The sequence below is a fragment of the Vibrio sinensis genome (assembly GCF_003605645.1).
GTDB classification, from domain to species: Bacteria; Pseudomonadota; Gammaproteobacteria; order Enterobacterales; family Vibrionaceae; genus Vibrio; species Vibrio sinensis.
In genome coordinates this window covers 150671-170405 of the sequence record NZ_QVMU01000009.1, presented here as the reverse complement: position 1 = coordinate 170405, position 19735 = coordinate 150671, and the positions used below count along the sequence as shown (strand labels likewise).

General features: G+C 43.0%; 20 protein-coding genes. 17 read left to right on the top strand and 3 right to left on the bottom strand.

Features of this window, described 5'->3' with window-relative positions; translation table 11 throughout:
* The first annotated feature begins 364 nt into the window (after positions 1 to 364).
* From DZ860_RS11975 to DZ860_RS11965, 3 genes are all read left to right on the top strand, one after another.
* Positions 365 to 721: a helix-turn-helix domain-containing protein gene (locus DZ860_RS11975; protein WP_120031574.1), complete on the top strand. Its 357-nt coding sequence runs from the start codon at positions 365 to 367 to the stop codon at positions 719 to 721.
* A gap of 176 nt (positions 722 to 897) precedes the next feature.
* Positions 898 to 1569, top strand: coding sequence for a DUF3313 domain-containing protein (locus DZ860_RS11970; protein ID WP_120031558.1), 672 nt, complete (start codon positions 898 to 900; stop codon positions 1567 to 1569).
* Between the two features lie 12 nt (positions 1570 to 1581).
* Positions 1582 to 1806, top strand: a complete 225-nt coding sequence (locus DZ860_RS11965; protein WP_120031556.1) for a DUF3820 family protein — start codon at positions 1582 to 1584, stop codon at positions 1804 to 1806.
* A gap of 215 nt (positions 1807 to 2021) precedes the next feature.
* Here DZ860_RS11965 and DZ860_RS11960 read toward each other — a convergent pair whose 3' ends face one another.
* Entirely contained in the window at positions 2022 to 3395 is a 1374-nt protein-coding gene (locus DZ860_RS11960; RefSeq protein WP_120031554.1) for an MATE family efflux transporter, read from the bottom strand.
* A 125-nt stretch (positions 3396 to 3520) separates the two neighbouring features.
* On the opposite strand from DZ860_RS11960, the gene DZ860_RS11955 reads away from it, so the two are divergent.
* The 10 genes from DZ860_RS11955 (at position 3521) to DZ860_RS11910 (ending at position 14593) form a co-directional block, all read left to right on the top strand.
* A complete protein-coding gene (locus tag DZ860_RS11955; RefSeq protein ID WP_120031552.1) occupies positions 3521 to 4393 on the top strand; it encodes a LysR family transcriptional regulator in 873 nt (290 codons plus the stop codon).
* Between the two features lie 210 nt (positions 4394 to 4603).
* Entirely contained in the window at positions 4604 to 5371 is a 768-nt protein-coding gene (locus tag DZ860_RS11950) for a DUF2076 domain-containing protein (protein WP_120031550.1), read from the top strand.
* Between the two features lie 134 nt (positions 5372 to 5505).
* A complete protein-coding gene (locus tag DZ860_RS11945) occupies positions 5506 to 6348 on the top strand; it encodes a hypothetical protein (RefSeq protein WP_120031549.1) in 843 nt (280 codons plus the stop codon).
* 497 nt (positions 6349 to 6845) lie between these two features.
* The gene (betI, locus tag DZ860_RS11940; protein WP_120031547.1) at positions 6846 to 7460 is read left to right on the top strand and encodes a transcriptional regulator BetI; all 615 of its coding nucleotides are present in this window, start codon (positions 6846 to 6848) and stop codon (positions 7458 to 7460) included.
* A gap of 82 nt (positions 7461 to 7542) precedes the next feature.
* Positions 7543 to 9003, top strand: a complete 1461-nt coding sequence (gene betB / locus DZ860_RS11935; protein WP_120031545.1) for a betaine-aldehyde dehydrogenase — start codon at positions 7543 to 7545, stop codon at positions 9001 to 9003.
* Between the two features lie 106 nt (positions 9004 to 9109).
* On the top strand, positions 9110 to 10819 hold the full coding sequence (gene betA, locus DZ860_RS11930; RefSeq protein ID WP_120031543.1) for a choline dehydrogenase: 1710 nt from the start codon (positions 9110 to 9112) through the stop codon (positions 10817 to 10819).
* Between the two features lie 17 nt (positions 10820 to 10836).
* Entirely contained in the window at positions 10837 to 11775 is a 939-nt protein-coding gene (locus tag DZ860_RS11925; protein ID WP_120031541.1) for a choline ABC transporter substrate-binding protein, read from the top strand.
* A gap of 69 nt (positions 11776 to 11844) precedes the next feature.
* A complete protein-coding gene (gene choW, locus DZ860_RS11920) occupies positions 11845 to 12687 on the top strand; it encodes a choline ABC transporter permease subunit (RefSeq protein WP_120031539.1) in 843 nt (280 codons plus the stop codon).
* A 2-nt stretch (positions 12688 to 12689) separates the two neighbouring features.
* The gene (gene choV / locus DZ860_RS11915) at positions 12690 to 13877 is read left to right on the top strand and encodes a choline ABC transporter ATP-binding protein (protein ID WP_120031537.1); all 1188 of its coding nucleotides are present in this window, start codon (positions 12690 to 12692) and stop codon (positions 13875 to 13877) included.
* 134 nt (positions 13878 to 14011) lie between these two features.
* The gene (locus DZ860_RS11910) at positions 14012 to 14593 is read left to right on the top strand and encodes a YbhB/YbcL family Raf kinase inhibitor-like protein (protein WP_120031535.1); all 582 of its coding nucleotides are present in this window, start codon (positions 14012 to 14014) and stop codon (positions 14591 to 14593) included.
* Between the two features lie 143 nt (positions 14594 to 14736).
* Here DZ860_RS11910 and DZ860_RS11905 read toward each other — a convergent pair whose 3' ends face one another.
* On the bottom strand, positions 14737 to 14985 hold the full coding sequence (locus DZ860_RS11905) for a hypothetical protein (RefSeq protein WP_120031533.1): 249 nt from the start codon (positions 14983 to 14985) through the stop codon (positions 14737 to 14739).
* Positions 14986 to 15076: 91 nt separating this feature from the next.
* The gene (locus DZ860_RS11900; protein WP_120031531.1) at positions 15077 to 15610 is read right to left on the bottom strand and encodes a dihydrofolate reductase family protein; all 534 of its coding nucleotides are present in this window, start codon (positions 15608 to 15610) and stop codon (positions 15077 to 15079) included.
* Positions 15611 to 15716: 106 nt separating this feature from the next.
* Here DZ860_RS11900 and DZ860_RS11895 point away from each other — a divergent pair, with 106 nt between their 5' ends.
* The 4 genes from DZ860_RS11895 (at position 15717) to DZ860_RS11880 (ending at position 19549) form a co-directional block, all read left to right on the top strand.
* Entirely contained in the window at positions 15717 to 16304 is a 588-nt protein-coding gene (locus DZ860_RS11895; RefSeq protein WP_120031529.1) for a TetR/AcrR family transcriptional regulator, read from the top strand.
* Between the two features lie 70 nt (positions 16305 to 16374).
* Positions 16375 to 17394 (top strand): LacI family DNA-binding transcriptional regulator, encoded by a 1020-nt coding sequence (locus tag DZ860_RS11890; RefSeq protein ID WP_207890627.1) that lies wholly within the window; start codon positions 16375 to 16377, stop codon positions 17392 to 17394.
* A 361-nt stretch (positions 17395 to 17755) separates the two neighbouring features.
* Positions 17756 to 18694 (top strand): sugar kinase, encoded by a 939-nt coding sequence (locus DZ860_RS11885; RefSeq protein ID WP_207890626.1) that lies wholly within the window; start codon positions 17756 to 17758, stop codon positions 18692 to 18694.
* Between the two features lie 216 nt (positions 18695 to 18910).
* Complete coding sequence (locus DZ860_RS11880; protein ID WP_120031525.1) at positions 18911 to 19549, top strand: bifunctional 4-hydroxy-2-oxoglutarate aldolase/2-dehydro-3-deoxy-phosphogluconate aldolase; 639 nt, start codon at positions 18911 to 18913, stop codon at positions 19547 to 19549.
* The last annotated feature ends 186 nt before the right edge of the window (positions 19550 to 19735 follow it).

Below are 19735 nucleotides of genomic sequence, written 5' to 3'. Positions count from 1 at the left end.
AGAGTTGAGGGACAATGGCAAACGGCTAATACTTCCTAAAAAGAGAAAAAGAAAGCCTTACCCCAGAGCTGTGCTAAAAAAAGCGCAAAAATACCCCTCACGCTCTAGAGATAAAAATGCCACTCGCTCTTAAGCGAGTGGCATTAGTGCATTGCATCCGCTTTTTTGATCTAAGGCCCTTGAATTCTTATCTCATTATGTAAATGCTGTATGATTTTTCAGCGAGAGTTCAAATGCCCTCCCAACTTGTACCTTTCTGCCAGAAAACTAAACGTCGCTTTACGTTTCATTGACATTGCTATGCCCAAAACCGCGACAATGCGTGCCATTAACAACGTCAGGGCAAGGAACAACAATGGAAACCATGGAATTTACCGATCAAGATAGAGAAGCACTTTATCAAGTCTGGATGTCAAAGAAATCAAAAATGCGTTTAACACAAATGGAATTTGTGAAGAAAATCGGCATGAGCCAAATTTCATTTTCCCGCGTTTTTCGTGGTGAAACACCATTGACGATGAGCTTCATTAGTCACTTTTGTCGTGTGCTTAAACTGGATCCTATGCAGATTATTCCCTCTTTAAGAGCCACGATTGATACTGGGCCTAAAGTGGTGTATTTGCAAAGCCGTATGACAGTCGATGGTGAAATACAAAATGCTTATATTGAGGGCAATCAAGTGATAGTTGAGTACAGCCACATCGTTAAAATGCCATCCTAGATCGGTTTTTATGAGAGTCTAGCTATTCAATGGAAATAGAGAATCGATAGAATACGAATGAATTACTACTGGCTGACTGGTCTAAAAAAGTGGTGTTTTTTTGTCCATTAGGTCGACATGCTACCATCTTATGGTATAGCATTCTTTTTTGATAGTTCAGAAGGGAATGCAACGAGATGAAGTTTTGGAAACCATGGCTCCTTATTTTAGTCAGTATGACGCTGTTTGGTTGTGCTGCAGGGCTTGAACAGCGAGCGACAAAATTTACCTCCTACGATGATTTTGCCAAAGGTCCAGCGGGAGGAGTCGATTTAGTTTGGGCTCGGATTGGTCTGCGAGATGCGGATCGTTTACGCAATCGGATCAGCCAATATGATTCTGTCATTATTGATCAAGTTTTTGTGGTTACAAATGGAGATGCTCTCGACGATACGCAGATCAGAGAATTAAGTGATTTTGCCATTACTCGTTTGAAGCAAGAGATCTCGCCTTACAAGGAGATTGTCACTCAACCAACAGGGCAATCGCTACGTCTTAGTATTGCGTTAAGTAATGTGGAAACGCCGAATCCGATTTTGGCTGTTACTAGCAGTGTGTTGCCTGTGGGTCTTGCGATTTCGACGATTTCGAAAGTAACGACAGGCAAACATACCAATGTTGGCAGTGCTAGCATTGAACTTTTAGTAAGTGATGCTCAAAACGGTAAAGCCCTTTTTGCTGCAATAGATAGAGAAAGCGGTAACAAAGACTTTTCAACTATGATTGATTCATTAGATGACGCTAAAGATGCGATTAACTACTGGACTGAGCGACTAAGTGTTACTCTTGCTGGTTGGCAGCAACCATAATAGGTGCAAGATATGTTGGAGAAAGCGAATTTACTGAAACTGGCACGAATTCAAATGCCATTTGGTAAATATGCAGGACGCGTGTTGATTGATTTACCTGAAGAATATTTACTGTGGTTTGAAAAAAAAGGCTATCCGGATGGTGAATTGGGATCGCTGATGCAGTTATGTCTAGCCTTGAAAGTTGAGGGATTGGATTCTGTAGTGAAACCACTTAAGTATGATAACTACCCTTAAAATCTATATAGGTTCTTATATCTCTAACCGCTATTCTGTATTAACTGTGATTTGAATACTCTCTTTTGTAAACTTGGAGATTAGTATTGCAATACCTATCGGAAGAGTGGTTTGTCTTTTTGGTGGGGAGTTGGCAAAAAGATAAAACCTTTAGATAAAAAGAAAGCGCTAGATAGGCGCTTTCTTTGAATCGAATGAATGGCGGTTTTTCGCGGTTAACTAGTTAATACCATGTTGTTTTCAGACTTCATGTTGGCGCGGCGATTGACGTCTGTCCAGACCATAGGAATAACGATAACTGCCAGTGCAAGATTAGAAAGCGGAACGGCAAGCCAGATACCATCTACTCCCATTAGTTTTGGCATAACGTATAGGAACGGTAGCTGAATCAGCATGTTGCCCATTGAGATCATCAGTGCTTTTCCACCCTTATCTATTGCCATAAAGTACACGGAAGCTAACGCAAAGAAACCATCTAGAAACATGCCAAACAGGTGCAAGCGAATACCGTTGACCGTTTCCAATGTAAGCATCGGCTCGTTCTGGCTAAACATACTCACAAGAGTGTTCGGGAAAATATTCAGTAGAGCAATTGCTGTAATACCCGTTAGGATAACGGCTTTGGCGGCAATCTCTAAAGTAGCTCGAATTTTTTCGCCTTGCTTTGCCCCGTAATAGTAACTGACTGGCGGCTGCATACCACTCGATAACCCTTCGGCTAGTAAGTAATACATGGTGACTAAATAACCCACAATGGCATACGCCCCGACATGGACTGAACTGCCATAGCTCATAAATAATTTATTATGCAGGGCAACCATAAGGCTTAAATAGGCGTACATAAATAGACTTGATGCACCTAATACAATGATCTTGATGGCAATCGCCATATTAAAATATAAGTTATGAAGCGTTAATCGCAGTTGAGAAAAGCGCGAAAAGAAATACAGAATTGCCACCACTGTAATGCTAATTTGCGCAATAATAGTCGCAATAGCCGCCCCTTGTAGTGCCCAACCTAAATGTCCGATGAACAGGTAATCCAATACAATGTTGATCACCGCACCGCTAATCATTAATCCAGTCGCAAAATTTGGGCTTTCATCGTTACGTATCAACATCGGTAAGGCACCGGATGCAATGGTAAAAATGGCTCCCCAACTGAATACTTCGATATACGCACTACCCATTGCTAGGACATTACCAGTAGCCCCTTGTGCAATTAATAGAGTAGAGGCATGCGTATTAAGTAATACCATTAAAATTAAGCCACCAAGGCCGATTAGGCCCAATGCGGTGTAAAGAGTGTGCTGTGCTTTCCGGGTGTTGTTTTCTCCACGGAAAATTGAGATTAAGCTACCAGCTCCCATGCCAACGAGCATGCCTAATCCAGCCAAAACGCCAATCACAGGCCAAGCTAGGTTGATCCCTGCTAGACCTTCATAGCCTACGTAATGACCAACGAAGATACCATCGATAACTTGGTAGAGACCGTTAACGAGCATGGCGGCAATAGACGGGATAGCAAAACGCCAGAACGTTTTACTGATGCTGTTGGTATCTATGCTGCTGGAGGATATTTCTTGCATTGTTATTATTCTACTTTGTGAGAGATATAGGTATTATCCCTATAAATGAGATTGATTGAAGTTGGTATCCATCCGATTTTCGGATGATTGGAGTGAGTTTTATCTTATTGAATAGGCGAAACAATATGCATTGGACGATAGATCAACTAGAAGCCTTTGTGACTGCGGTACAGCAAGGGTCATTTTCTGCGGCAGCCAGACAATTGGGTAAAGCCCAGTCACGGGTGAGCACCGCAATTGGCAATTTAGAAGTGGATTTAGGTTTTGAATTATTTGATCGTAGTGCGCGATTGCCGGTGCTGACTCCCGAAGGAGAAGATATGTACATTGAAGCACAGGCCGTATTAGCACAATGTCAACGTATGAGTTCACGGGCGATGACAGTCTCGACTGGTGAGGAAACCATGTTTACCGTCGCGATTGATGAAGCTGTGCCAGTGACGGCTTTTGAAATACTATTTGAAGCTGTCGCTCGGGAGTTTCCGCTGTTGAAACTCACTATCATTAATGGCTCACAGCAGGATATTGCACAGTATGCTGCCAGTGGTAAAGCCGATATTGGTATACTTTTTTATCAACACAGTTTACCCGAAAACCTTGAGTTTACTTCTGTTGGTCAGTTTAAACACTCATTAATTGTTTCTCGTGATCATCCGCTTTCTGCTATTTCTGTACCTCAGATACAGGACCTCACTCGATATCGTCAATTGGTAATCCGTGATCGTATGGGGTTAGGGCAAGCTAAACCTTTAGCGTCTAACTATTGGCATATTGATAGCTATTACATGATTTCCTCCATGGTAATACGTGGTTTGGGTTGGGCGTTGGTGCCTGAGCATGTGGCGAAAGAGCAATGGTTTGCGAACGATTTAGTCGAGTTGTCCAGTGAATCTATTCCAGATCCATTAATGGTTGAAATCGGTATTGTAAAACGGAGGGACAAAGGTATAGGACCTGTGATGGAATGGATGTACAGCGAGCTAGAAAAAATCTTTTAGCCGAGTGGTTTTCTAGTGAACGCTGGTTTGCTTATCTGTATTTACAGTGCATGTCTTTTTGTCTTGGGATAGAAGTTAGCTTGTCCGCTGCTAGGCCGAAACTCGATGACATAAATTTGCAACATAAGTTTGTCTTGCTATCAGCATTGGGTAATCGGCGTATTGTGCGGCTATCCGATTTCTATTTCTCGTCATTAAGCGAGGATATTTATGACCCCACAAGAACAAGAACTTATTCAGAAATTAGCGGATAAAATGCGTGTTAATCAAAACAACGCAAAAGATGCCGCAGCTGCACAGCTAATCCAAGAACAGATCGAATCTCAATCTGACATTGTTTATCGCCTCACTCAAGTTGCTCTTGCTCAGGAAGTGGCACTCAAAGAGTTAAAAGAGCGTAACGAGTATTTGCAACGCAATGCTGAATTTTATAAACAAGAATCAAACAGAGGCAGCCTAAATCGCATGTTTGGCGGGGATAAAACCCCTCCGACGCCTCCTCAGCCTAGTTACCGTCCAAGTGCATTTGGTGGCTTTATGCAAACAGCAGCGGGTGTTGCGGCAGGTATGGTAGCAGGAAGCGCCTTAAGTCACCTTTTCTTTGGTGGAGAACATAATTCACCGATGTCTGAAGATGTCACCAATAATACCATTATTGAACAGCCTGAAGAGGGTGCGGATAGCCAACAAGATCCTGCGCAGGATGCCAATGATCTACCAGCAGATAGCACCGATAACAGCGGTAGTTTTCTTGATGGTACCAATGATTATACGCAGGATTATACTGGTGGCGGTTGGAGCCAAAACTCAGGTTTTGATGATTCTGGTTTTCAAACGTCGGGTTCTGATGATAGCAATACCCTGAATGATGATTCATTTGCGAGTAATGATACCGATAGCGTTGATGGCGGGAATGGTTTTTTGAACGGCGATGACTTTGACTTTGGTGGCTTTGACGATGATGACAGTTTGTTCTAATTCTTTCTTCCGTTATATCTAAACTAGGCAGATTAAATCTAAGCAGATTGATTTGCCTTGTACTGTGATGTGGCGAGAAACGAATTTAGTCACTATCTTTCTATTGTTTTACTTATATATTAAGGATTGAGTCGATGAAGCGATTAACGGTTACAGTTGGTCTGATAGCAGGCCTGCTTTCTGGTCAGGTTTTTGCGCAAAATATGAGTTTAACTGGGGATTCCATTTCCACCGCGACAATCCAGGGACTCGAATTCAAGATGGCCGATTTCACCTCTAGCTCGGACAAGCAAGGTAGAGTGGAATCAATGAGTCAAGGCATGTTCAAGTTTGATCGAGGCTACGATGATGGTTATGTCGGTCCAGCCGGCTATTTTCAATCAAATGGTATTATTTCTTGTTCAAATCCTATCGTAAAAATTACGTCACTAGCTGATTTTACTCAACTTCCAACAGGGGATAACCCATTCCCTGTTTTTGGTTTGTCTTCTTATGATAAGAAAGCGCCATCTACTGACGATGGTAAGATTAGTCGTGTCGGTTTTCGTTTGTATAACGACGACACAGTGATGAATTTCTCTGCATTAGAGAACATCGACAAGGTTAGTCATGAGCAAGTTTTAGCATCGATAAAAGATCGCTTTGGTGCACCCTCTTTTGTTCTTAAGGATAAAAATGGCTGGAGAGTGATTTACCTTGATAAAGCTATTGATGCCGCTCCGATCCAATTGGCTTATGAAAATGCGCTCAATCCAGAAAAGCCCAATAATCTGTTGAATATGACACCCTCAACGGTTCTTTATGGTGTGCTGATGGATGCATCACTAAACAGTGACTTAAATTTAAATATATCAGGTTCAGCGTTAGAATTTTATATTGGTGATGAATATTGGGTTTTCACTAAATATTTTGACCTAGGGAAATTTATCGGGCGTGTTAACACTGCTCTTGAACACTGTGAAACTGCACCTAAGTAGCGTTTAGCATCAAAACATTTTTAGGGGTACGAAGTCTACGATATTTTGCGTCTGAGCTTAATATCTAGGGTTTGTATCCCTGCTGTTTATCCTACCTACCTACCTACCTACCTACCTACCTACCTATCTATACAGACAGCTACCTATAGTCTATTTCTCAATTACCTTAGCTAATTAAAGCCACTTAAATCAGCGTTATTTTCCTTGAAAAATAGTCTCATTAATTCCATTGCGGCAGTGGTCATCGATTCCTATCAGATGAATCCAAGCGCTGCGTTTTAGCAACCTAGTGCTGTTTTTGTTGGTGTGACATCAAAGTATTTAAATTTATTTACAACAATGTCATTCTTTTGTATTTATCTGAATATAAAGAATAATTTGTTATTTTTGTTGCCAGCGTGTTGCTAGCTCTCATTGGAAATGGTTTGAGGTCTAACTAAATTTCAGGCAATCTATACTTAATTGAACGTTCAATAAAAAATAATCAAGGAAGAAAAATGCCCAAGGTCGGGATGCCAGATATTAGAAAACCACAGCTCGTGAATGCCACCATGGCGGTGATCAATCGCGTCGGTTTACATGCGGCGAGCATCTCATTGATCAGCAAGGAAGCCGGGGTTTCTACGGGGATCATTAATCACTATTTTGGTGGTAAGCATGGTTTACTCGAAGAGACGATGCGCGAAATTTTGCGTCAGCTCTCTTCAACTATCATCTCACAGCTTAAACCTATTCCTGTGGATGCCCATCAACAAAGAATTAACGCAATTATTAATGCGAACTTTGAGGGCTTTCAGGCAGAAAGTAAGGTCGCAAAAACCTGGCTGGCATTTTGGTCTTATTCTATGCACGACGTTGATCTAAATCGCTTGCAACGTGTGAATGAAAAACGATTACTTTCCCATTTAAAAATCGAGCTAAAAGCACTGCTGCCAAAAGAGCAGGCAGAAGTGGTTGCTCACGGTATTGCTTCGCTGATTGACGGTATTTGGTTACGTGGCACGCTCAATCCAGAGGGTATTGATGCCAATAAAGCGCGACTCATTATCAATGACTACCTAGATAAACAACTGACATTTTACGCAAAAGTATCTAGATTTCAGGGCATTTAATTTAACGTTCAAAACACGATTTACGACATTCTTTAAGCCCTTTTTAAACCATTTAAAAAGACAGATAACGGCAGGCTCTCAAATGGAAATGAATTCACTTTATATTGATGGAAACTTACTAGCCGCGACATCAGGCGAAACATTTACTTCTTTTAATCCAGCCAACGGCGAACCGATTGCTGTGGTTGGTCAAGCTTCTGATTGCGATGTAGAACTGGCTGTTGAATCAGCTAAACGAGGGTTTGAAATTTGGTCAGCAATGACACCACTTGAGCGCAGCCGAATACTTCTTAAAGCGGTGGAATTGCTTAGAGCTCAAAATGATGAATTGGCGAAGCTAGAAGTTGTCGATACAGGGAAACCATTGCAAGAAGCTATCGCCGTTGATGTGGCAAGTGGGGCTGATGTTATTGAGTATTTCGCCAATCTTGCACCATCAATGCAAGGATCGCAGCAGCCATTGAGCGATAGCCAGTTTTTTTATACACGCCGTGAACCGCTGGGCATTTGCGCTGGTATTGGCGCTTGGAACTATCCAATTCAAATTGCGATGTGGAAATCAGCACCTGCTTTAGCCGCAGGCAACGTGATGGTTTTCAAACCCTCTGAAGAAACGCCACTTACGGCTCTAAAGTTGGCTGAGATATTCACCCAAGCAGGTCTCCCTGATGGCGTATTCAATGTTGTTCAGGGTGATTATCGTGTTGGTCAGATGCTCACTGCCCATCCTGATATTGCCAAAGTATCTTTTACTGGTGAGTCTGGAACAGGGAAAGCGGTTATGGCGGATAGTGCTAAAACATTAAAGTCCGTCACCATGGAGCTTGGTGGGAAATCGCCAATGATGATTTTTGATGATGCCAAGATTGATGATGCAGTTTCGGCTGCGATGGTCGCTAATTTTTATACCCAAGGCGAAGTGTGCACTCATGGTACGCGAGTCTTCGTACATGAAAGCATTCATGATGAATTTATTGCTCAATTGAAGCGCCGTACTGAAAAGCTGGTGGTTGGTGACCCAATGGATATGGAGACGCAAATTGGTGCTCTTATCTCTAAGTCACATTTAGCTAAAGTGTTGGATGCGATTGAGCTGGCTAAAAATAGTGGCGCCACGCTACTAACAGGCGGTTATCAAGTAACTGAAAATGGTTTGGAGAATGGCTATTTTGTGGCACCGACGGTTTTTGTCGATTGTGATGACAGCATGGATCATGTGCAGCAGGAAATTTTCGGCCCTGTCATGTCAGTACTTAAGTTTAGTGATGAGCAAGAGGTTATCGCTCGCGCGAACCATACAGATTACGGTCTTGCTGCTGGAGTTTTCACACAGAATCTAGCTCGTGCTCATCGCGTTATCCATCAGTTACAAGCGGGTATTTGCTGGGTGAATACTTGGGGTGATTCACCGGCAGAGATGCCAGTTGGGGGCTATAAGCACTCCGGCATTGGGCGTGAAAATGGGGCAGAAACGCTACTTCATTATACCCAAACCAAGAGCATTTTGATTGAGTTGGGGGACTTTGCCAGTCCTTATCAATAAAGCCGTATTTATAGCGACGGCTTCTCGCACTATTTATTCCACATTATTAGATTAACGAGATGAGTTAACGAACAGAGCGTAAGCTCATCGTCATGGAGAGACAAGAATGCAACAACGCTACGATTATATCATCGTTGGTGCGGGGTCGGCTGGCTGCGTATTAGCGGATCGACTAACCGAATGCGGTAATCACAGTGTTTTATTATTGGAAGCGGGAGGTTCAGATAAAAGTATTTTTATCCAAATGCCCACCGCGCTTTCTTATCCAATGAATACTGAAAAGTACGCGTGGCAATTTGAAACCCAAAAAGAAGCGGGGTTGGACGGTCGTCAGCTACATTGCCCAAGAGGTAAGGTGCTAGGCGGAAGCTCATCAATCAACGGTATGGTTTATGTTCGAGGTCATGCTTGTGATTTTGATGAGTGGGAAGAACAAGGTGCGAAAGGGTGGAACTATCAAACTTGCTTGCCTTACTTTCGACGAGCAGAAAATTGGATTTACGGCGCTAACCAGTACCGTGGTGAAGATGGGCCTCTTGGCACCTGCAACGGTAATGAGATGCAACTGAATCCACTTTATCAAGCGTTTATCGATGCAGGCAAAGAAGCGGGTTACCCAGAAACCGAGGATTATAATGCCTATCAACAAGAGGGCTTTGGTCCTATGCATATGACGGTTGATAAAGGGGTTCGAGCATCCACTTCAAATGCATATTTACGTCGAGCATTAAAACGCGACAACCTGACATTAATGAAAGGCATTGTTGCACGTAAGGTTTTACTTGAGGGCAAATCAGCCATTGGTATTGAGTTTGAAAAATCGGGTAACGTCATCGAGGTGCGAGCCAATAAAGAAGTGATTTCGAGCGCGGGTTCGATTGGTTCGGTTCAACTATTGCAGCTTTCAGGTATTGGTCCTGAAGCGGTATTAAAAGATGCAGGCGTTGAGGTTGTACACGATCTTCCCGGCGTTGGTGAGAACCTCCAAGATCACCTGGAAGTGTATTTCCAATACCACTGCAAACAGCCAATTACGCTAAACAGCAAACTGGGTTTGGTCAGCAAGGGAATGATTGGCGCTGAATGGATTTTGACGCGCAAAGGCCTTGGCGCCACCAATCATTTTGAATCTTGTGCTTTTATCCGTTCACGTAAAGGGCTGAAATCCCCAAACATTCAGTACCATTTTCTACCTGCAGCGATGCGTTACGATGGGCGTGTGGCGTTTGATGGACATGGATTTCAAGTCCATGTTGGACCGAATAAGCCAGAAAGTCGTGGTTGTGTGAGCATCATTTCAAGTGATCCCCATGCGAAGCCAAATATCGTATTTAACTACATCTCTACCGAGCAGGATCGCCAAGATTGGCGTGATTGTATTCGCTTAACGCGTGAGATCTTGTCTCAGCCGGCGATGGACGCATTTCGTGGTGAGGAGATTCAGCCCGGTAAGGAGATCAACGACGACAATGCCATTGATCAATGGGTGAAAGAGAACGTAGAGAGCGCCTATCACCCATCATGTACTTGTAAAATGGGTTCAGAAGACGACCCAATGGCTGTACTTGATGAAGCATGCCGAGTTAAAGGAATTGAAAACCTTCGCGTGGTCGATTCATCCATTTTTCCTACTATCCCGAATGGCAATTTGAATGCTCCTACGATTATGGTCGCTGAGCGTGCCGCCGACTATATCCTCGAGAAACCACTGCTGGCAGTGGAGAATGTCCCAGTTTGGATCGCGCCGAATTGGCAGGAAACACAACGAATTAATTATCCCAAAAGAGTGTTGGATACCACTCTTAAAAGTCAGTAATCATACAAGGAAATATTATGTCTCTTACGACAAAGACTCTTTCAACTTTAGCGATTAGTAGTTTGGCATTTAATGCGTATGCAAATCAGTGTGAAACCGTACGTTTTGCCGACGTTGGTTGGACGGATATCACTGCAACGACAGCCGTAACCTCTGAGTTACTAAAGGGAATGGGTTACAAAACGAAAACCGATCTACTTTCTGTTCCAGTGACTTATTCTTCAATGGCGAACGGCGACATTGATGTGTTCCTAGGCAACTGGATGCCGACGATGGAAGGCGATATCGCAAAATATCGTGAAGCCGGTACGGTAGAAACGGTTCGCGCTAACCTTGAAGGGGCGAAATATACTCTAGCGGTTCCTAAATATGTTTATGACGCCGGGGTGAGGAGCTTTGCTGATTTGGCTAAACATGCGGATAAGTTTAAAGACCGCATCTACGGTATCGAGCCGGGTAACGATGGTAATCGCTTAATCCAATCAATGATTGATTCAAACGCATTTGATTTAAAAGATTTTAGTCTTGTTGAATCGAGTGAAGCAGGCATGGTTTCACAAGTTGCACGTTCAGTGCGTCGTGACCAGTGGATTGTCTACTTAGGTTGGGCCCCACATCCAATGAATAGTAATGTTGAAATGGAATATCTAGAGGGTGGTGATGATTTCTTTGGGCCAAACTTTGGCGGGGCAAACGTCTATACCAACGTACGTAGCAACTACTTATCTGAGTGTAAAAACGTCGGTCAGTTATTAAAAAATCTTGAGTTCAGTCTAGAGATGGAAAATCAACTAATGGAAGCGATCTTGAACCAAAAAGCGCAACCAGAAAAAGCAGCGCAGCAATGGTTGAATGCTCATCCTCAGCAGGTTGAAGCTTGGCTAAAAGGCATTAAAACCATCGATGGTCAGCCAGCAGCAGATGCCGTCTCTCAATACCTGAAATCAAACGCGTAATCTTACGTTGTCTCGATCTTAGGTTAAATAGGTGGGCGTAAGTCCACCTAATCGAATAAAGGTAATAGTGTGAATTTTATTACGGATAACAAAATCCCTTTGGGTCAATGGATGGAAGCTGGGGTTGACTGGTTAACAATCAACGCCGCTGGGTTTTTCGATACCGTTTCGATTTTATTAGAAACGATTATTCTTTTCCTCGTCGATATTTTTAAGTGGATGCCTCCGGCTGGCCCTATCGTGCTAACCGCGGTGATTGCTTGGTATTTGCACCGAAGCATCCCACTGGTGTTATTTGTGGTTGGGGCATTACTGACAATATTGAACCTCGGCTATTGGCAAGAAATGCTGGAAACCTTTGTTCTCGTTTTTGCAGCGACAACGATTTCCGTATTAATTGGCGTTCCAATAGGCATTATGGCGGCGCATAGGCCTTGGTTATACACACTGTTACGTCCAATTCTCGACCTTATGCAGACAGTACCGACTTTTGTTTATCTGATTCCAACCTTAGTGCTATTTGGTCTAGGCATTGTGCCGGGATTAATTTCAACCATTATCTTTGCGATTGCTGCGCCAATTCGCCTTACTTATTTGGGTGTCACCAAGGTGCCTGAAGAATTGCTAGAAGCGGGTAAAGCATTTGGCGCGAGTAGAATGAAATTGCTGTTTAAGGTTGAGTTACCAGCAGCTTTACCAAGTATTATGGCGGGTGTGACTCAGTGCATCATGCTGTCACTATCTATGGTGGTGATCGCCGCATTGGTGGGTGCAGATGGGCTTGGTAAGCCAGTTGTACGAGCCTTAAATACGGTCAACATTTCACAGGGTTTTGAAGCGGGTTTAGCCATCGTTTTAGTGGCAATTATTCTCGACCGTTTATGTAAAACACCGGGTCAAAAGGAAGCGTAATCATGGATGCTATAACGATTAAAAACCTCGATGTTGTTTTTGGTGATAATGCCAAACAGGCATTAGCGCTGCTCGATGCGGGTAAAACGCGCCAAGAAATCATTGAACAAACAGGCCAGGTTGTGGGTGTCGATGGCGTTTCACTGAGCGTTAAAGAGGGAGAAATCTGTGTTCTGATGGGCCTTTCTGGTTCAGGAAAATCGAGCTTATTGCGCGCAGTGAACGGCTTGAATGCAATTTCTCGGGGCAGTTTGCAAGTCAAAGATGGTGACCAACACGTTGATCTAATTAACTGTGATGAAGCAACACTTCGCCACTTAAGAACCCATAGAGTGTCGATGGTGTTTCAAAAGTTTGCCTTGATGCCTTGGTTATCGGTACTGGATAACGTGGCATTTGGTTTAGAAATGCAGGGTGTGGCAAAAAAAGAGCGTCGTGAAGTCGCACGAAAACAGTTAGAGATGGTTGGCTTATCTGAATGGGAAAAGAAATACCCTCATGAGTTATCAGGGGGAATGCAGCAGCGTGTTGGATTGGCGAGAGCCTTTGCCATGGATACGGACATATTATTAATGGATGAACCGTTTTCTGCACTTGACCCTTTAATTCGAGCTCAGTTACAAGATGAGCTATTGACCCTCCAAGCTAAGCTCAATAAGACCATTTTGTTTGTCAGTCATGATTTAGATGAAGCATTAAAAATAGGTAATAACATTGCAATAATGGAATCAGGAAAACTGATTCAACATGGTAAACCAGAAGATATCGTACTTAATCCAAAAACAGAGTACGTTAAAGATTTTGTTGCTCATACCAATCCACTCAATGTGCTTAAAGGTCGTTCATTAATGCAGCCAGTCACCTCGCTCAAGAGCAAAGCGCAACGCTGGCAAGTTTGTGAAAGTAGTGAGCTATGGGTAGAGCAGGCCAATGGGGCTCTGTCATTGGTTGATGAAGAGGGGCTGTCGTTGGTTGAGTGGGAAAGCAACAGTTCGGACTTTGATCAAATTGATGATAAGACACTAGTTCTTGCTAACCCAGATATTGGGATGCGTGAAGCGATTCAATTGAAGCAGCTAAGCCAGCGACCTATTCTACTTGTAGAGGGTGGGGAATTAGTTGGCGTTCTCGATGATGGTCAGTTTTACAACGCACTACTAGGTAAGTTTCGATTAAAAGAGGCTGCTTAACCCTGATAATAAATCGCTTATAGGGGAGGTGACATGGAACGTGAGTCATCCACTCACTTTTTATCTCCTAGCTAATGGACTATAGTAATCCTACGCTTAGCACTAGCTATTAGGTAAATGATGAGGGATTTGAGATGAGAATGATGAAAAGATTGTCGATGGCAGCACTATTGATGAGCTTTCCTTTTTTAGGGGCTAGTTATGCCTATTCTGCTGATTCAGCTGCAATGACATTGACCAGTCCTTCGGTAACTAATGGTGATTCACTAACGAAAGCACAAGTCTTTAATAGTTGGGGGTGTACGGGCGAGAATATATCACCGAAACTCATGTGGTCTGGTGCTCCTGAGGGGACCAAAAGTTTTGCTGTGACCATGTATGATCCTGATGCGCCAACAGGCAGTGGTTGGTGGCACTGGATGGTGGTCAATATCCCAGCTAAGGTCACTTCACTTGCTGCCCATGCGGGCAATGTTAGTAATGAGTTTTTGCCGGAAGGGGCAATGCAAGTTACGAATGATTTTGGCGTAAAAGCGTTTGGTGGTGCATGTCCTCCTGAGGGCGCAAAACCACATAACTACACGATTACAGTGTATGCATTAGATGTTGATAAATTAGATCTTCCTGCTAATGCGATGCCAGCCCTAGGCGGTTACTATATTCACCAACATGTGTTAGCAGAAGCTGAACTTGTTGCGCCAAGCTCTCTAAGATAGTGCTTGTAGGTACTGTGTGAGGCAATGCCTACCGTATTTTGAAATGGCTCTTTGAGCAAAGATTGTAATATAGAATAAAGCCCAGACATTCGATGTCTGGGCTTTGTTTTAGGCGAACATTTTACTTAACGCACGTCCGGCAATTAGTGAGACTTATTGATGCCGTTACGCACCATCTCTTGGCCAGTTTGGAATACTTCTTCAGTGACCCAACGAGCTAAAACTAGTTGATGGTTATCATCAAGTGCCGCTACAAATCGACGGCCATCTTTATTGCTGGTTGCTAACGCCACGCCAGCAACACCATCTAGACCGAAACCGCCATTCTCAATTGCCAGCAGAAATTGTTGAAGTTCGTCTAGGGTCGTGATCATCTCTTGATCGTTTATCATTGTTCTTTACTCTTTTCGTTTATCTGTACAGTTGTACGTTATTACCGGGTACTTTACCGCTAATTGAAACCGTCGTCGATATTGGCTTGTATTAGCGACGACGTAGATAATGGCTTTGGACAATCTCATCTAACAAAATAGTGCTGCTTTTCAATGTAAAATTAACGTATTCAGGCAATGAACCAAATAGAGAAACTCCACCGCCCAGCAAGACAGGAATCGTGGAAATGATCATTTCGTCGATCAGATCCTGCTCTAAGAACTGTTGCACTGTGACTCCGCCATCAATGTATAAGTTGTGATAGCCCTGTTGGTTTAGGGTCGCAATAACGCCATCAAGCTCGCCTTTGATGAGCGATACTTTATCTTCATAGCCTGCAGGCACACTGGTTAGTGTGTTACTAAGCACATATACAGGTTTACTATAGGGCCAATCGACGCCAAAGCTGAGAACCATTTCGAATGTGTTTCTCCCCATCACTAGCGCGTCTATTCGCTCCATATGAGCGTTAAATCCCATATCATCTTGAGTTGGATTAGGTACTGTATTGAGCCACTCGAGTCCACCGTTCTTATCTGCGATATACCCATCTAAACTGGTTGCTATGAAAACGACATTAGCCACGTTGTTTGCTCCCCAATGGTTGCGACTAGATGCTTGGCATCTTTTAAAGTGTGAGTTAGAATTAATTCTACAGTGTAGATTTAATCCATTTTAACGAGGTGGTGAAATGTCCGTCAAGGAAAAAAAAAGGGGGCGGCCTAAGTCACTCCATCGCCCTCTTAGCGATGTCATCATCTTAGAGCAAGCTAAAGTAATGATGAGAGAAGAGGGCAAGATCCCGAGCATTCGTCAACTATCAACGGCTTTGAGTGTGGATCCGATGGCGATTTACCACTATTTCAAAAATAAGAATGCTCTGTTGGAAGCCGTTGCTACCTCTTTAGTCAATGATATATACCAACCGATTGAAAGCGATGATTGGCAGCAAGAGTTGGTTGAATTATCGACCAGCTATGTTTCTTTGTTACATCAATATCCCGGCTTATTAGAAATCTTACTTGGTATGACATCATTAAGTCCGGCAAATGTTTTTATCGAACGTTTTCAACGAATAATGAGTGTGTTTGAACTTGATGAAGCGAAGATGAGCGATGGGTTAGATTTGCTGGTGGACTATTTACATGGCTTTGCATTGGCAATGAATTACCAAGATGAACGTCAATTATTAGATGTCAGCAGATTGCGCGGGCCGTTAATACTTTATTGCCAAGGACTATTGCCTGGCATGTGCTCGTGCAAAATCACAGACAGTTAAATTGATGAATATCAAGAGAAAGAAATGTTAGTATGCCTCCAGACAACAAATTGGTATTTGGGACGTAATTTTGACTCGTACAAATAAAAGTGGTTTTGCGACCATTTCAGATGTAGCAAAAATGGCTGGTGTAGGCAAAACCAGTGTTTCTCGTTTTCTTAATGGAGAAAAAGGGAAACTGTCAGATGATTTAATTGCTCGTATTGGCCATGCCGTCGAAACACTGAATTACCGTCCTAATCAGTCAGCACGAATGTTGAAAGCAGGGCAATCAAAGCTGATTGGTTTATTACTTGCTGACATTACAAATCCATATTCAATAGGCGTAATGCAAGGCATTGAGTCGGTATGTAAGAAAGCAGGTTACATGCTAATGGTGTGCAATACCGATAATCAAATGAAGCAACAAAGCCAATATCTTGCATTGCTAGAAGCGCATCGCGTGGATGGGATTGTGATCAACACATTCGATATGATTGATGAAGAAATGGCGGAATTTTCCAAAATTGGTTGCCCATTTGTTTTAGTTGATCGCACTAGCGATTCTCTTCAAGTTGATAGTGTCAGCTTAAATAACGAACAAGCGATGCAGCAGGGTTGCCAACACTTACTTGAACAACATTACCAAGCGTTATTTGTGGTAACACCACCTCTTACAATAGCCCCTCGAATAGAGCGCGTCGATGCACTTAGAGAGTTTGTGGCGCACAATCAAGGTATGCAGTGCGATGTCTTTGAGCTTAATCGAAGCGAGCAAATGTTAAATGCATCTTTGATGGCATTCATACAACAACATCAAGGGTTAAAAACCGCGATAGTATCCATCAATGGTGTTACGAGTATGCTCGCGGCAAAAGCACTAAAACAGCTGAATATATCGTTAGGTTCTCAAATAGGCTTTTTAAGTGTTGATGACCCGGATTGGGTGGAGTTGGTTGATGGTGGGATTACGGCCCTAAGGCAGCCGACGAAAGAAATTGGTAAGCAGGCTTGTCAGCTTTTGATCGATAGGATCAATGGTGATGAATCTTCTCCCCAACAGAAAAAGCTGCAAGCGGAATTGATTGTACGACACTCCACAACAGCTTAGACATTTTCCACTAAGTTTCTATTAAGCTTTGATTGGTTAGATTGATCGTCAATTCGATCAAAAATTGTTTTTGAGTATTGCTCTTGGAACCGATTCCATAGTATTCTCATGTAAAATGTGATTTTGGTTAGAACATTAAATTCGTGGCCAGAAAGCAAACGGTTCAATTGTGGCTATTCAATAGCCCTATATTTTAAAAGATTATGGAATCGGTTCCATTGGTGTGTCAAATTGAATGCTTCAAGCTGAATGGTTCAAGTTGAATGACTCCATAATCATTTTCTTTTTTATTTATGATGCTCCACTTACTGAGCGGGTCGCTTATCAGGTAAGTGGTTAAAAATGGGTTAGGGTGACAGAGATGATGAAGAAGTTTGTGACAATTGGTGAGCCAATGGCTATGTTTACCGCAGATGAGGCTGGTGATCTTGCCCTTGCAACTCACTTTACTAAACGACTTGCCGGTGCTGAGTTAAACGTTGCTATTGGCATGGCGCGATTAGGCTTTCACTCTACCTACATTACCAAATTGGGCTCAGACAGCTTCGGCCGTTATATCGAACAAGCAGTGCGTGAAGAGGGTGTCGATACCTCTCAATTTAGCTACTCGTCTGATCGCGCAACGGGATTTTATATCAAATCACGTGAACTGCATGGTGATGATCCGAAAGTCGAATATTTCCGTAAAAACTCAGCGGCAAGCACTTTGTGTGTCGACGATTTAAATGCAGATCTGTTTACCTCTGATACTCATCTTCATTTGACTGGGGTGGCTGCTGCGGTATCACCTAGCTTACGTGCCCTTTGTCACAAGGCCCTTGATACTGCGAAAGCTAACGGAAATAGTGTTTCATTTGATACCAACTTACGCCCAACGTTATGGGCAAGTGAAGCGGAAATGGTCGAAGAAGTGAATGCATTGGCATTTAAATCCGATATCGTTTTACCTGGTATTGCTGAGGGTAAGATTTTGACAGGTTCTGAAGTGCCTGAAGAAATCGCAGATTTTTACCTAAATCACGGCGCAAAATTGGTCGTGGTTAAACTCGGTGGCGACGGCGCATATTTCAAACTAGCAACTGGTGAGTCAAGTGTCGTACCTGGTCAAAAAGTGGAAGTGGTTGTTGATACCGTTGGCGCAGGCGACAGTTTTGCTGTTGGTGTTGTTTCCGCTTGGCTGGAAAACTTATCGGTAACAGAGGCCGTTGCTCGTGGTAACTTATTTGGCGCTTTGGCTGTTCAGGTTCTCGGTGATAGTGAAGGCTTACCGACTCGCGCTGCTCTTGACGCTATGTGTTAAGTAGATTGAGTTTTCCTTTCATCGCATGTTATGCGTTAATACGGGAAAATTTGCAGATACTCGCGCTATATAAGGGATAACTTCGTAAGGGATAGCTTCTATATGAGAGTCTTGAAGTTGCCCCCTGATGTTACAACAGTAGTGACAGCTCTTATGACCTCCAGTCATCGAGCTAACAACGATTAAACACAATAAGAATTTAACCAAGGAATTTAAATGAACAATTGGACACTGAGCCCAGAACAAGTCTTTGCAGCATCACCAATCGTACCGGTTATGGTGATTGAGCGGCTAGAAGATGCAATTCCAATGGCACAAGCACTACTTGATGGCGGTATTTCTGTTTTTGAAATTACACTTCGTACCGATGTAGCATTAGAAGCTATCCGTCAAATTGCTCAAACATTCCCACAAGCCTATGTTGGTGCTGGTACTGTTATCTGTCCAGAGCAATACGATGCAGCAGTTGAAGCGGGTTCACAATTCATCATTTCTCCGGGAATGACGCCGGAATTGCTTGCTCATGCTAAACAGAATAGCGTTGCTCTAATCCCAGGTGTTGCAACTCCATCAGAAGTGATGTCGGCCATTGCGCAAGGTTATACTCACCTTAAATTCTTCCCTGCTGAAGCAAATGGTGGCGTGAAATCTTTGGCTGCAATTTCAGCCCCGCTACCTCAAGTCCGTTTCTGTCCAACTGGCGGTATTTCTCCTGCAAACGTTAAAGATTATGTGGCACTAAACTGTGTTGCGACGGTAGGTGGTACTTGGATGCTACCAAAAGCAGGCGAAACCAATATCAATTGGGCTGATGTGACGGAAAAAACCAAACAAGCCGTTGCTTTAGTTGTATAGAGGCGTTATCGCTAAAAAACATCAATAAATCAATTGTTTATTCAGGTAACGATTGATGAAAAAATCACTAAAACGAAAATAGTTGGCTAAATCAATTCAGGGTAATTGTGTTTATTGAACATGATTGATTCGACAATTGATGAATGTAAATCTAAAAGCTCAGGTTCTATAAAGGCCTGAGTTTTT

What these genes read in the sequence shown, in the direction of transcription:
- DZ860_RS11975 (WP_120031574.1), top strand. Translation starts at nt 365, where the DNA reads ATGGAATTTACCGATCAAGATAGAGAAGCACTTTATCAAGTCTGGATG.
- DZ860_RS11970 (WP_120031558.1), top strand. Translation starts at nt 898, where the DNA reads ATGAAGTTTTGGAAACCATGGCTCCTTATTTTAGTCAGTATGACGCTG.
- DZ860_RS11965 (WP_120031556.1), top strand. Translation starts at nt 1,582, where the DNA reads ATGTTGGAGAAAGCGAATTTACTGAAACTGGCACGAATTCAAATGCCA.
- DZ860_RS11960 (WP_120031554.1), bottom strand. Translation starts at nt 3,395, where the DNA reads ATGCAAGAAATATCCTCCAGCAGCATAGATACCAACAGCATCAGTAAA.
- DZ860_RS11955 (WP_120031552.1), top strand. Translation starts at nt 3,521, where the DNA reads ATGCATTGGACGATAGATCAACTAGAAGCCTTTGTGACTGCGGTACAG.
- DZ860_RS11950 (WP_120031550.1), top strand. Translation starts at nt 4,604, where the DNA reads ATGACCCCACAAGAACAAGAACTTATTCAGAAATTAGCGGATAAAATG.
- DZ860_RS11945 (WP_120031549.1), top strand. Translation starts at nt 5,506, where the DNA reads ATGAAGCGATTAACGGTTACAGTTGGTCTGATAGCAGGCCTGCTTTCT.
- betI (WP_120031547.1), top strand. Translation starts at nt 6,846, where the DNA reads ATGCCCAAGGTCGGGATGCCAGATATTAGAAAACCACAGCTCGTGAAT.
- betB (WP_120031545.1), top strand. Translation starts at nt 7,543, where the DNA reads ATGGAAATGAATTCACTTTATATTGATGGAAACTTACTAGCCGCGACA.
- betA (WP_120031543.1), top strand. Translation starts at nt 9,110, where the DNA reads ATGCAACAACGCTACGATTATATCATCGTTGGTGCGGGGTCGGCTGGC.
- DZ860_RS11925 (WP_120031541.1), top strand. Translation starts at nt 10,837, where the DNA reads ATGTCTCTTACGACAAAGACTCTTTCAACTTTAGCGATTAGTAGTTTG.
- choV (WP_120031537.1), top strand. Translation starts at nt 12,690, where the DNA reads ATGGATGCTATAACGATTAAAAACCTCGATGTTGTTTTTGGTGATAAT.
- DZ860_RS11910 (WP_120031535.1), top strand. Translation starts at nt 14,012, where the DNA reads ATGAGAATGATGAAAAGATTGTCGATGGCAGCACTATTGATGAGCTTT.
- DZ860_RS11905 (WP_120031533.1), bottom strand. Translation starts at nt 14,985, where the DNA reads ATGATAAACGATCAAGAGATGATCACGACCCTAGACGAACTTCAACAA.
- DZ860_RS11895 (WP_120031529.1), top strand. Translation starts at nt 15,717, where the DNA reads ATGTCCGTCAAGGAAAAAAAAAGGGGGCGGCCTAAGTCACTCCATCGC.
- DZ860_RS11885 (WP_207890626.1), top strand. Translation starts at nt 17,756, where the DNA reads ATGATGAAGAAGTTTGTGACAATTGGTGAGCCAATGGCTATGTTTACC.
- DZ860_RS11880 (WP_120031525.1), top strand. Translation starts at nt 18,911, where the DNA reads ATGAACAATTGGACACTGAGCCCAGAACAAGTCTTTGCAGCATCACCA.